We start from the raw sequence: 12,613 nt of genomic DNA on the forward strand, positions 1-12,613 counted from the left end.
GCTTTACACGCCGGCCAAAGCTTGCTCGATCGCGGATAGCGCCGCATTGGCCTTCCCACCGTCAGGTCCTCCGGCCTGCGCCATGTCGGGCCGGCCGCCGCCGCCCTTGCCGCCGAGCGCCTCCGATCCCTTGCGCACCAGATCGACCGCGTTGAAACGCGAGGTGAGATCGGCGGTGACGCCGACCACGATGCCGGCCTTGCCGTCCTCGGTGACGCCGACAATCGCGACCACGCCGGAGCCGATCTGCTTCTTGCCGTCGTCGACCAGGCTCTTGAGGTCCTTGGTCTCGACGCCCTCGACCGCGCGCGCCAGCAGCTTGACGTTGCCAACCTCGCGCACGCCGGCGTCCCCGCCGTTCGAGGCGGCGCCGCCGCCCATCGCCAGCTTCTTGCGCGCATCCGACAGGTCGCGCTCGAGCTTCTTGCGCTCTTCCATCAATGAGGCGATGCGCGCCGGCACGTCCTCGACCGAAGTGCGCAGCTCCTGCGCCGCGGTCTTCGCCAGCGCGATGGTGTCGTTGGCATGCTTGCGGGCGTAGCTACCCGTCAGCGCCTCGATGCGGCGGACGCCAGAGGCGACCGCGCTCTCGCTGGTCACCGAGATCAGGCCGATGTCGCCGGTGCGCCGCACATGGGTGCCGCCGCACAATTCCACCGACCAGCCAAACGCGTTCTGGCCCTGCTCGCGCGGGCCCTTGCCCATCGAGACCACGCGGACCTCGTCGCCATACTTCTCGCCGAACAGAGCGCGGGCGCCGGCTTCGCGGGCGTCATCGACCGCCATGACGCGGGTGGTGACCTCGTCGTTCTCGAGCACCACGTCATTGGCGATGTCCTCGACCCGGGCGAGTTCCTCCGCCGTGATCGGCTTCGGGTGCACGAAGTCGAAGCGCAGCCGGTCCGGCGCCACCAGCGAACCGCGCTGGGCGATGTGGTCGCCGAGCACCTGCCGCAACGCCTCATGCAAGAGGTGCGTCGCGGAGTGGTTGCGCCGGATCGCCGAACGCCTGCCGTGATCGACGTCGAGTTGCACCGCGGTGCCGGCCTTCAGCGTGCCCTGCTCCACCTGGCCGATGTGGACGAAGAGATCGCCGGCCTTCTTCTGGGTGTCGGTGACGCGGAAGGTGACGCCCTCGCCGGTGAGCACGCCGGTGTCGCCGACCTGGCCGCCGGACTCCGCATAGAACGGCGTCTGATTCAGGACCACCGCGCCGCTCTCGCCGGCCTTCAGGCCGTCGACCTCGGCGCCGTCCTGCACCAGTGCCGCGACCACGCCCTCGGCACGCTCGGTCTCGTAGCCCAAGAATTCGGTCGCGCCGAGCTTCTCGCGCAGCGGGAACCAGATGCTCTCGGTCGCAGCCTCGCCGCTTCCGGCCCAGGCCGCACGCGCCTTCTCGCGCTGGCGCTCCATCGCGTCGGTGAAGGAGGCCTGATCGACGCTGATGCCGCGCGACTTCAGTGCGTCCTGGGTCAGGTCGAGCGGGAAACCATAGGTGTCGTAGAGCGTGAACGCAGTGTCGCCATCGAACATGTCGCCCTTTTTCAGGCCGGCGCTCTTCTCATCGAGAATGGCAAGACCGCGCTCCAAGGTCTTGCGGAAGCGGGTCTCTTCCAGCCGCAGTGTCTCTTCAATCAGTTTCTCAGCGCGCACCAGTTCCGGATACGCCTGGCCCATCTCGCGGACCAGCGCCCAGACGAGGCGATGCATCAACGGCTCGCGCGCGCCGAGGAGCTGCGCATGGCGCATCGCGCGGCGCATGATGCGGCGCAGCACGTAACCGCGGCCTTCGTTGGAGGGCAGCACGCCGTCGGAGATCAGGAACGAGGACGCGCGCAGGTGATCGGCGATCACGCGCAGCGAGGCCTTCTGCTCGCCTTTGGGATCGGCGCCAGTGAGATCGGCGATGGCGCGGATCAGCGAGACGAACAGGTCGATGTCATAATTGTCGTGGACGCCCTGCAGCACGGCGGCGACGCGCTCCAGCCCCGCGCCGGTGTCGATCGAGGGCTTCGGCAGCGGATTGCGCACGCCGCCCTCGAGCTGCTCGAACTGCATGAACACGAGATTCCAGATCTCGATGAAGCGGTCGCCGTCCTGCTCCGCCGAGCCGGGCGGGCCCCCCCAGACCTTGTCGCCATGGTCGTAGAAGATTTCCGAGCACGGGCCGCACGGGCCGGTATCGCCCATCTGCCAGAAATTGTCGGAGCCGGCGATGCGGATGATGCGCGATTCCGGCAGGCCGGCGATCTTCTTCCAGAGATTGAAGGCCTCGTCATCGTCGATATAGACGGTCGCCGTCAGCTTGTCCTTCGGGAGCCCGAATTCCTTGGTGACCAGGTTCCAGGCCAGCTCGATCGCGCGATCCTTGAAGTAATCGCCGAAGGAGAAGTTGCCGAGCATCTCGAAGAAGGTGTGATGGCGCGCGGTGTAGCCGACATTGTCGAGGTCATTGTGCTTGCCCCCGGCGCGCACGCATTTCTGCGAGGTGGTCGCGCGCTGATAGGGGCGCTTCTCGACGCCGGTGAAGACGTTCTTGAACTGCACCATGCCGGCATTGGTGAACATCAACGTCGGGTCGTTGCGCGGAACCAGCGGCGACGACGGCACGATCTCGTGGCCGTTCTTCGCGAAGAAATTCAGAAAGGTCGACCTGATATCGTTGACGCTGCTCATAGCCATCCAACCGGAAAAGGGGCCCGGAATCCGCCACAAAAGGGTTAATCTTCCGGCCGAACGCTTTTAGACAAGGCGCACGGCGGTGTCCAGAAACTGTGCAAGCACATCATAGGCTTGCCGCGATCGCGTAAACCGGCCGTTGATAGTTGCCGCAGCCGCGTTGACAGCCTTGGCCGCGTCGTGTTTCCCTCTTATCTAGTATCAGTCACGTCGGGAGAGACCGGCCTTGAGCCGGCGCCGAAGGAGCAACCGCCCCGGAAACTCTCAGGCAAAAGGACCGCGTGACCACTGACATCTGGAAAGAGGCGCGTGAGGCTTCAAGCCGGGCGCGCCCGCCGACGGGATAATACTCTCAGGCAAAGCGACAGATGGGGCTTTTGGGTTTCCAGGGGATGGTCCCCAGGGAACCGCGAGGGCCCTACAATGCTTGCGCGAGACGAATCCGACCTCAAACGCACTCCGCTTTATGCGCTGCACCTCGCCCGCGGAGGCAAGATGGTGCCGTTCGCGGGCTACGAGATGCCCGTGCAGTATCCCGCCGGGGTGCTGAAGGAGCACCTTCATACGCGCGCCGCCGCCGGGCTGTTCGACGTCTCCCATATGGGCCAGCTCGCGCTGCGGCCGAAATCCGGCAAGGTTTCCGACGCAGCTTTGGCGCTGGAGCGGCTGGTGCCGCAGGACATCCTCGGCGTCGCGCCAGGACGGCAGCGCTATGCCCAGTTCACCAACGCCGACGGCGGCATCCTCGACGACCTCATGGTCGCGAATTTCGGTGATCACCTGTTCCTGGTGGTGAATGCGGCCTGCAAGGCCGAGGACGAGGCGCATCTCCGGCGACATTTGTCCGATGCCTGCGATATCGATTCGCTGTCGGGCCGCGCGCTGATTGCGCTGCAGGGGCCCAGGGCCGAATCGGCGCTGGCGAAAATTTGTGCAGACGCGCCGTCGATGAAGTTCATGGACGCCGGCCCGCGCCGCGTCGCTGAGTTCGACTGCTTCGTCTCCCGCTCCGGTTACACCGGCGAGGACGGGTTTGAAATCTCCGTTCCCGCGGAGCATGCCGAAGCGCTGGTGACCCAACTCCTGGATAATCCGGATGTGTTGCCGATCGGGCTCGGCGCGCGCGACAGCCTCCGGCTCGAGGCCGGGCTCTGCCTCTACGGCCACGACATCGACACCACGACCACGCCGGTCGAAGCCGCGCTGGAATGGTCGGTCCAGAAGAGCCGCCGCAAGGGCGGCGCCCGCGCCGGCGGCTTTCCGGGCGCGGACAAGATCCTCGACCAGTTCGAGCACGGCGCCCCACGGCGCCGCGTCGGCTTGAAGGCGCAGGGACGCGCGCCGGTGCGCGAGGGTGCGCCGCTGTTTGCCGATGCTGATACGGGCGAGGCGATCGGCAAGGTGACGTCGGGCGGCTTTGGCCCCAGCCTCAATGCACCGGTCGCGATCGGCTACCTGCCCACCCCGCTCTCCGCCATCGGCACCAATGTTTTTGCGGAGGTGCGCGGCCAGCGCCTGCCGCTTGCGGTCGCCGCCACGCCTTTCGTTCCCAACACCTATAAACGCTAGAGGACACTTTTCATGACGACGCTCTACACGTCCGACCACGAATGGCTCAGCATCGAGGGCGATGTCGCCACGATCGGGATCACCGATTACGCGCAGCAACAGCTCGGCGACGTCGTGTTCGTCGAGCTGCCGAAGGTCGGGCGCGCGCTAAAGAAGGCGGAAGCCGCCGCCGTCGTCGAATCCGTGAAAGCGGCCTCCGACGTGTACGCGCCGATCTCGGGCGAAGTGCTCGAGGTCAATGACGCGCTCGCCGCCGAGCCGGCGCTGGTCAATTCGGATGCCGCAGGCAAGGCCTGGTTCTTCAAGCTGAAGATCGCCGACAAGGGCGAACTCGGCGGCCTGATGGACGAAGCCGCCTACAAAGCCCACACCGCCTGAGAGGTTGCCATGAACGCGCCGTTCAAACCGACCAGTGAAGCCGCGGCCACCTTCGTGCGCCGCCACATCGGCCCCTCGCCGCGCGACGTCGACGCGATGCTGCAGACCGTCGGCGCCACCAGCCTTGCCGCGCTGATGGGCGAGACGCTGCCCTCCTCGATCCGGCAGAAGGCCCCGCTCGATCTCGGCCGCGCGCTGAGCGAGACCGAGGCGCTGGCCCACATGACCGAGCTGGCCGCGCAGAACCAGGTGTTCACCTCGCTGATCGGCCAAGGCTATTCCGGCACGATCCTGCCGGCGGTGATCCAGCGCAACATCCTGGAAAATCCGGCCTGGTACACGGCCTACACGCCCTATCAGCCCGAGATCAGCCAGGGCCGGCTGGAAGCGCTGTTCAACTTCCAGACCATGATCTGCGACCTCACCGGGCTCGACGTTGCCAACGCCTCGCTGCTCGACGAGGCAACCGCTGCGGCCGAAGCGATGGCGCTCGCGGAACGGCACTCGCAGGTGAAGGCGCAGGCATTCTTCGTCGACCACGAAGTCCATCCGCAGACGCTCGCGGTGCTGCGCACCCGCGCCGAGCCGCTGGGCTGGAGCCTGATCGTCGGCGATCCCCTCACCGATCTCGACAAGGCCGACGTGCTCGGCGCCCTCCTGCAGTATCCGGGCACATCAGGCGCGGTGCGCGACCTGCGGCCCGTGATCGCAGCGCTGCGTGCCAAGGGCGCGCTCGCGATCGTCGCCGCCGATCTTTTGGCGCTGACGCTGCTGGCGTCGCCGGGCGAGCTCGGCGCCGACATCGCGATCGGCTCGGCGCAGCGCTTCGGCGTGCCGATGGGCTATGGCGGCCCGCATGCCGCCTACATGGCGGTGCGCGATGCGTTGAAGCGCTCGCTGCCCGGCCGCATCGTCGGTCTGTCAGTGGATTCGCGCGGGATGCCTGCCTACCGGCTGGCGCTGCAGACCCGCGAGCAGCATATCCGCCGCGAGAAGGCGACCTCCAACATCTGCACCGCACAGGTGCTCCTCGCCGTGATCGCCTCGATGTACGCGGTCTATCACGGCCCCGAGGGCCTCACTCATATCGCGCGCAATGTGCATCGCCGCGCGTCCGTGCTGGCGGCGGGATTGCGCAAGCTCGGCTTTGCGCCGACGCGCGAGGCGTTCTTCGACACGCTGACCGTCGAGGTCGGCGCGAAGCAGAGCGAGATCGTCGCTCGTGCGCGCACGGAGAAGATCAATCTGCGGATCGGCGACAGCACGCTCGGCATCGCCGTTGACGAGACCACGACGCCCGAAATCATCGAGGCGGTGTGGCGCGCATTCGGCGGGACGCTCGCCTATGCCGACATCGAGACCGGCGCGCGCGAGGCGCTGCCGACGGAATTGAAGCGCACCACCGCGTTCCTGACCCATCCCGTGTTCCACGCGCATCGCTCCGAGACCGAGCTGCTCCGCTACATGCGCAAGCTGAGCGATCGCGACCTCGCGCTCGATCGCGCGATGATCCCGCTCGGCTCCTGCACGATGAAGCTGAACGCGACCACGGAGATGGTGCCGCTGACCTGGCCGGCGTTCGGCAGCCTGCATCCGTTCGCGCCGGCAGATCAGGCCAAGGGCTATCAGGCGCTGTTTACGCGATTGGAAAAATGGCTGTGCGACATCACCGGCTATGCCGCGGTGTCGCTGCAGCCGAATTCCGGGGCGCAAGGCGAATATGCCGGCCTGCTCGCGATCCGCGGCTATCATGCCGCGCGCGGCGAGGCGCATCGTAAGATTTGCCTGATCCCCTCCTCCGCCCACGGCACCAATCCGGCATCCGCCGCGATGGCCGGCATGGACGTCGTGGTGGTCGCCTGCGATGCGCGCGGCGACGTCGATGTCAACGATCTCCGCGCCAAGGCGGAGAAGCATTCGGCGAATCTTGCGGCTGTGATGATCACCTATCCGTCGACGCATGGCGTGTTCGAGGAGCACATCAGCGAGATCTGCGATATCGTGCATGCCCATGGCGGACAGGTCTATCTCGACGGCGCCAATTTGAACGCGCAGGTCGGACTGTCGCGGCCCGGCGATTACGGTGCCGACGTCAGCCATCTCAACCTGCACAAGACGTTCTGCATCCCGCATGGCGGCGGCGGCCCCGGCATGGGCCCGATCGGCGTGCGGGCGCATCTGGCCCCTTATCTGCCCCGCCATCCCGCAACGGACGGCGGCACGCCGCACCCGGTCGGGCCGGTGTCGGCCGCGCCGTTCGGCTCAGCGTCGATCCTGACCATCTCCTACATCTACATCCTGATGATGGGCGGCGAAGGCCTGACGCGCGCCACCGAGATCGCGATCCTCAATGCCAACTACATCGCCGCGCGCCTGCAGGCGCATTTCCCGGTGCTGTACCGCAACGCCAAGGGCCGCGTCGCGCATGAATGCATCGTCGATCCGCGGCCGCTGAAGACCTCGGCGGGCGTCACCGTCGACGACATTGCAAAACGCCTGATCGATTACGGCTTCCACGCGCCGACCATGAGCTTCCCGGTGCCGGGCACGCTGATGATCGAGCCGACGGAATCGGAATCCAAGGCCGAGATCGATCGTTTTTGTGATGCCATGATCGCGATCCGCCAGGAGATCGCCGAGATCGAGAGCGGCCGCTTCAAGGTCGAAGCCTCACCGCTCCGGAACGCGCCGCACACCGTGCACGATATCGCCGACGACGAATGGAATCGCGCCTATAGCCGCACTGAGGGCTGCTTCCCCGACGGCGTCTCTCGATCAGACAAATATTGGAGCCCGGTTGGCCGCGTCGACAATGTCTACGGCGACCGCAACCTGGTGTGCTCCTGCCCGCCGGTGAGCGATTACGCGCAAGCTGCGGAATGAGGTGACCCCGTCATTCCGGGGCGCGCAAAAGCGGGCCCCCGGAATCTCGAAATTGCAGAATTGTAGGATGGGTAGAGCGCAGCGAAACCCATCGCGCCCGTGCGCTTGGCGGCAATGATGGGTTTCGCTGCGCTCTACCCATCCTACGGCCGTGTCACGGCGCGACGAGCCTCGGATTCCAGCGCCAGAGGTTATCGTTGGTCAAATGTGTGCCGCCCCACCAGCGGTCGATCGGGTTGTGGCGGCTGAAATCTTCCTTGTGGGCGACGACGGCCTTGCCAAACTTAGTGAGCGACAGCCGGCTACGCAGGAGCGCCGTATGCCGGTCCCGCAAGTTATCCCGTCTGATCGTCCGCAGCTCTTCGTCGAGTCCCGCGACCGCAGGGGTCGGGCCGAGCCCAAGCCCGTCAAGCAGGTAACCCCGCTCCCACTCGTTGAAGACGCGCGTTTGGCGAAGCTTCCTGAGGTGGAAAAGCGGGTTGATGTTCGCATAGCCCCTTGAGATCAGCTCCAGCATCCGCATTTCCGTAGCACCCAGCCCGGTGGAAGCCGAGGGAAGCTCTTCGAGCAGATCAATCAGAGTTCGCCTGAGCATCGGCAGCGCACTCAAATCCTTGCCCAGGAGGTGAAAGCAAGGTTCTGACGTCGGCGCCCTATACGCCTGCCAGCTCATGCTTCCCGTTTCAAGCATTGCCCCGGTAACATCGACTTTGCGAACGTGCTGCGCGGCCGGCCCCTCGTGGTCCATCATGATCAGATCGAAGTCGACAATGCGCAACTTCAACTTGGCTGCTGTTTCCGGGTAGGAACGAAAGAAATCAAGCAGCAAGATCAGCTTCAACTGATCATCGGGCTCTGGATCAAACCATAGTTCGATAGTCTTGTATGGCTTGCAGAAGTCGACCAAGGCGAGGTCCTTGCGAGCTTCGCTGTCGTTGCGAAACTCGCCGACGAAGTCCGACCAATGAGATCCCGGACCGTGTTGCTCCGAACGCGCGGCGACATAGGTGGCGAGATCGTCGGGAGACGGCAAGCGCCCCCATACAAGACGAGTGGTGAAAGGAATGACAGCTTCAGCGAGGTCCATGCGCATGAGGCCGTAGCCGGACGAACTGGTCAGGATCAGGCGCTTCATGGCCCCCTCGGCAATCGCGCAAAAAACAAAACGGGCGCCGAAGACGTCGGCAACTCAACGTCCTCAGCGCCCGCTTCCCGCGAAGAAATCGGATATTTCGAAAAAACTTACTCTTCCGCCGGCTCCTCGCCGTCGGCGTCACGCTCGGGGGTGCCCGCGAGGATCTGCTCGGCGATCAGGCCGGAGTTCTGCCGGATCGCAAGCTCGATCTTGCTGGTGATATCGGGGTTGGAGCGGAGGAACGCCTTGGAGTTCTCGCGGCCCTGACCGAGCCGCTGGCTGTCATAGGAGAACCAGGCGCCGGACTTCTCGACGATGCCGGCCTTGACGCCGAGGTCGAGGATTTCGCCCATCTTGGAGACGCCTTCGCCATACATGATGTCGAACTCGACCTGCTTGAACGGCGGCGCCAGCTTGTTCTTCACCACCTTCACGCGCGTGGTGTTGCCGACCACCTCGTCGCGCTCCTTGATCGCGCCGATGCGGCGGATGTCGAGGCGAACGGAAGCGTAGAACTTCAGCGCATTGCCGCCGGTGGTCGTCTCGGGCGAGCCGTACATCACGCCGATCTTCATGCGGATCTGGTTGATGAAGATCACCATGGTGTTGGACTTGTTGATGGAGGCGGTGAGCTTGCGCAGCGCCTGGCTCATCAGGCGCGCCTGCAGGCCGGGCAGCGCATCGCCCATCTCGCCTTCGAGCTCGGCCTTGGGCACCAGCGCCGCCACCGAATCGACCACCAGCACATCGACCGCGCCCGAACGCACCAGCGTGTCGCAAATCTCCAGCGCCTGCTCGCCGGTATCCGGCTGCGAGATCAGAAGCTCGTCGATATTGACGCCGAGCTTACGCGCATAGACCGGGTCGAGCGCGTGTTCGGCGTCGATGAAGGCACAGATGCCGCCCTTCTTCTGCGCTTCCGCCACCGTGTGCAGCGCCAGCGTGGTCTTGCCCGACGACTCCGGCCCGTAGATCTCGACGATACGTCCCTTCGGCAAGCCGCCGACGCCAAGCGCGATGTCGAGCCCAAGCGACCCCGACGATACCGTCTCGATATCCATCGAGCGGTCGCTCTTGCCGAGCTTCATCACCGAGCCCTTGCCGAACTGGCGCTCGATCTGGGACAGCGCAGCAGACAGAGCTTTGGATTTATCCATAGAGGATCCTTCGACAATACGCAGCGTAGTGGCGGACATTGGATGTGCTCCTTATGACGGGGATTCGCTAGCGGGACAAACGGGGCGCGATTAAGAAATCGATGGTTTATTGCGTTGGAAATTCTGTACCACCTTTGTTCCATGTTCGCAATATGTTCTTTTTGCCCCCAGCCACTTCGAACCAAACCTGCACCGTCCGAGTTGCCCGTCCATCATCGGCAGCGGATCCGCCCCGTAGGCGTCGGTGGCTGAGAGACCAATCGCGCTCCCGCCTGCATAAATCTGAGGGAGCCCGAACATGATCGACTGGCGCACCCATATTTGCCGCCCGTCCCGGATACAGGACGATATCATCGCTACACGGTCGCGCGAGATCGTCGCCCAGTCCTTCGAACTCCTCGAACAAAGTGCAAAGCCTGACACGTTCCTGGGACGTCAAAGCTTTGAGCCGTTTCCGAGAGAGGGCGACAATCCGTAGTTCTCCGACCGAGAACGAAGTTCCTTTCGAGCTTAACGCAAGTTAGCGGGCATCCGGGTTTCCTTCCTTGCGAGGGAGCATCTCTTCCGTTCCGGAATTGTCTTTCAGACAGATCAGAACGGGAAATGCCATGAGGAACACGCTGCAAGACCCGCGCTACTGGCGAGAGCAAGCGGAGGAAACCCGTGCCAAAGCAGAGTCGTTTGCGTACCGTAGCTCGCGCGAAAGGCTGCTTAAGATCGCCGAAGAATATGAGCGGCTGGCTGTCTACGCCGAGCAATGGCAGTTGCAGCAATAAGGCCGCCATCCCGTCGAGTTGGTTGGGAAGAACTAGCAGTCGTGAACTCGACTGCGATCGATCAGGCGCTCGCGCAGAGCTCGTCGTGTGCCTTGCGAAGGTTCCTCGAACACGCGCTCCAGATCGACGCTTGCGCGCAATGGCTTGCTCGCGGCATCCGATCGCCGCCGACGGCAAGCAGTGGTGCGACAGCCCGCGCAGACCTGCAGTCCCATCGCCCAGCTACGATTGCTCCGCCCCGATGACAGCGATCGTCCGCGACTGAAACCCAATGTGGGCGAGCACCGGGTGTCCATGTACCGATCGAGCCCGCGCGGGCGCCGTAGTTCTCCGGACAAGAACAAAGTTCCATCAAAATGTTCGCGATTTGGTGCATCTGCCCGAGAACGCACGAGTTTTCGAACGGGCCTGCTTGACGGTATCCCTCCACACCTGACGGATCGCCGCGACCGTCACGTTTTCGAGATAGTTCCGTCACGCACCGCTTGAAGCAGTTTGATCAAACGCGTCGGGAACGGCGTGTCCAAGCGGAACTGCCAAACCCTGGGAAAAATATGCAGCCGCTGGAACGGTCGAATTCGATCGATGTTAACCTGCGTTAAACTCGGGGACGGCGATTGAGGTTTGGGAATACCGGGACTGGCGATCGGATCGCGCAAGGCTGCGGCAACTGCCCTTCGGCAGACTGCAAGGTGGCGCAACATTCGTTCGGCCCGGAATACCGCCGGGTGTGCGGAGCCTAAAAGATGATCCATAAAGGCGTCGAATATACCGTCACACCGGCCACCCCCGGTGTGTGGAAGTGGCAGTTTCAGATCGGCGATACAATCAAGACCGGCAAGACCGAGGCGAAGCTTCAGTTGCTCGCGATCCGACGGGTTCAGTTACGCATCGACCGCGAGCTGAAGAAAGCCAGCCGCGAAGCGAGCAGCGCCGCAGGCTCATCATTGCGCTGACAGCACTCCCGTAAACAACCGGGATTGATCTTTCCCCCGTCAGGACCTCCACTGAGTTTTTACTCCCAGTGGGTTGCCGGTCGGCGGCCATTGATGCGCCGGTGCCATCTCATGCCGCTCTATTTCTTTCGCATCCGAACCGCCGACGGCACCGGCATCTGCAACGACGGTGCCGAGTTCGCTGATCGCGACGCTGCTTGGAAGGAGATGACGCGTGTCTGCGCCGACATGATCGGCGGCGTGTCGCGTCATCTTCAGGAAAATGCGGAGTGGCAGATAGAACTGCTGGACGAGGCCAAGAGCCTGGTCTTCCGGATCCGGCTGGTCGCGAAAACGCTGGAGTAGATCAACAGGGAGTCTGGCTCGTCAATCGGCGCTGGCGAGACGCCGCATCGTGAATTCGATCCGGTCGCCGGGCAATTCGCGCCAGCTTTCCACCGCGCTCATATAGGCGGCCTTGGGATACCGGTTGAGGAAGTCGCGCGCCTTCAGCCGCGCCTCGTCGCGTGGCAGGGTAAAGGTCTCGCGCAGGAAGCCGTCGCCCCGCTTTCGCCGGGCGGCCATTCGGCTCGCGAGATCACGCGGACGCAAGGCCATGTCGCAATTCCAAACCAGGTGACGACAGGTCAAATATAGGGCGAGCGGAGACCGAATCCGAGTCTCCGCGCGGGCCGGCGCTACTGCTGCGCGCTGCCCGTCTTGGTCTTCGGCTTGGCCGGGGTAGCGGCTTTGGGGGCCTCGCTCCGCACATTACCCCACGGATCGGATGAGGTCTTGGCATCCGGAATCTTCTTCAGCGATTCCCTGTAGGCCTTGTCCCTGACCTGGTCCTGCTCGATCTCGTCCGGCGTCTTCGTCGGCCCGTCGGAAAGCAGATTGATATGGGGGGTCGATATTTGCGCATAGGCCGGTGTTGCCAGCATCGCCACGACAGCGATGGCGCTCAGAATTCTCATGAAATGCTCCCTTGCTACTCCCCTGGGGATTGGCCTCGCGTATAGCATCGCCCAAGCCGCACCGCAAAGCAGGGCCTCGGGCCTGATCCGGCGCCAAAAGTCTGGCAATTTCAAGCCGGCCGCC

Annotated in this window: 12 protein-coding genes and 1 riboswitch; of the genes, 7 read left to right on the plus strand and 5 right to left on the minus strand. The window is 64.1% G+C overall.

Annotated elements, in window-relative coordinates; genetic code table 11:
- Window positions 1-3 precede the first annotated feature (3 nt).
- Window positions 4-2,676 carry an alanine--tRNA ligase gene (alaS, locus tag ACZIRK_RS15570; RefSeq protein WP_463327648.1) on the minus strand — a complete coding sequence of 891 codons (2,673 nt, stop codon included), beginning with the start codon at window positions 2,674-2,676 and terminating at the stop codon, window positions 4-6.
- 203 nt (window positions 2,677-2,879) lie between these two features.
- A riboswitch (glycine riboswitch) is annotated at window positions 2,880-2,969 on the plus strand.
- Between the two features lie 133 nt (window positions 2,970-3,102).
- On the opposite strand from alaS, the gene gcvT reads away from it, so the two are divergent.
- The 3 genes from gcvT to gcvP are packed head-to-tail and all read left to right on the plus strand — an operon-like array spanning window position 3,103 to window position 7,509.
- The gene (gene gcvT / locus ACZIRK_RS15575) at window positions 3,103-4,248 is read left to right on the plus strand and encodes a glycine cleavage system aminomethyltransferase GcvT (protein WP_463327649.1); all 1,146 of its coding nucleotides are present in this window, start codon (window positions 3,103-3,105) and stop codon (window positions 4,246-4,248) included.
- 12 nt (window positions 4,249-4,260) lie between these two features.
- Window positions 4,261-4,626: a glycine cleavage system protein GcvH gene (gene gcvH / locus ACZIRK_RS15580; protein ID WP_028163506.1), complete on the plus strand. Its 366-nt coding sequence runs from the start codon at window positions 4,261-4,263 to the stop codon at window positions 4,624-4,626.
- 9 nt (window positions 4,627-4,635) lie between these two features.
- Window positions 4,636-7,509, plus strand: coding sequence for an aminomethyl-transferring glycine dehydrogenase (gcvP, locus tag ACZIRK_RS15585; RefSeq protein WP_463327650.1), 2,874 nt, complete (start codon window positions 4,636-4,638; stop codon window positions 7,507-7,509).
- Window positions 7,510-7,663: 154 nt separating this feature from the next.
- On the opposite strand, the gene ACZIRK_RS15590 is transcribed toward gcvP, so the two are convergent.
- The gene (locus ACZIRK_RS15590; RefSeq protein ID WP_130228481.1) at window positions 7,664-8,644 is read right to left on the minus strand and encodes a hypothetical protein; all 981 of its coding nucleotides are present in this window, start codon (window positions 8,642-8,644) and stop codon (window positions 7,664-7,666) included.
- A gap of 107 nt (window positions 8,645-8,751) precedes the next feature.
- On the minus strand, window positions 8,752-9,840 hold the full coding sequence (recA, locus tag ACZIRK_RS15595) for a recombinase RecA (RefSeq protein ID WP_130228480.1): 1,089 nt from the start codon (window positions 9,838-9,840) through the stop codon (window positions 8,752-8,754).
- Window positions 9,841-10,099: 259 nt separating this feature from the next.
- Here recA and ACZIRK_RS15600 point away from each other — a divergent pair, with 259 nt between their 5' ends.
- From ACZIRK_RS15600 to ACZIRK_RS15615, 4 genes are all read left to right on the plus strand, one after another.
- A complete protein-coding gene (locus ACZIRK_RS15600) occupies window positions 10,100-10,279 on the plus strand; it encodes a hypothetical protein (RefSeq protein ID WP_463327651.1) in 180 nt (59 codons plus the stop codon).
- 130 nt (window positions 10,280-10,409) lie between these two features.
- Entirely contained in the window at window positions 10,410-10,577 is a 168-nt protein-coding gene (locus ACZIRK_RS15605) for a hypothetical protein (RefSeq protein WP_463327652.1), read from the plus strand.
- A gap of 746 nt (window positions 10,578-11,323) precedes the next feature.
- Window positions 11,324-11,533, plus strand: a complete 210-nt coding sequence (locus ACZIRK_RS15610) for a hypothetical protein (protein ID WP_130228478.1) — start codon at window positions 11,324-11,326, stop codon at window positions 11,531-11,533.
- A gap of 111 nt (window positions 11,534-11,644) precedes the next feature.
- On the plus strand, window positions 11,645-11,878 hold the full coding sequence (locus ACZIRK_RS15615) for a DUF6894 family protein (protein ID WP_130228477.1): 234 nt from the start codon (window positions 11,645-11,647) through the stop codon (window positions 11,876-11,878).
- A 21-nt stretch (window positions 11,879-11,899) separates the two neighbouring features.
- Here the strand turns inward: ACZIRK_RS15615 and ACZIRK_RS15620 are convergent, their stop codons facing one another.
- Window positions 11,900-12,130 (minus strand): hypothetical protein, encoded by a 231-nt coding sequence (locus tag ACZIRK_RS15620; protein WP_028163513.1) that lies wholly within the window; start codon window positions 12,128-12,130, stop codon window positions 11,900-11,902.
- An 80-nt stretch (window positions 12,131-12,210) separates the two neighbouring features.
- Window positions 12,211-12,489, minus strand: a complete 279-nt coding sequence (locus ACZIRK_RS15625; protein ID WP_463327653.1) for a hypothetical protein — start codon at window positions 12,487-12,489, stop codon at window positions 12,211-12,213.
- Window positions 12,490-12,613 lie beyond the last annotated feature (124 nt).

It is taken from the genome of Bradyrhizobium sp. Leo114 (assembly GCF_055229415.2).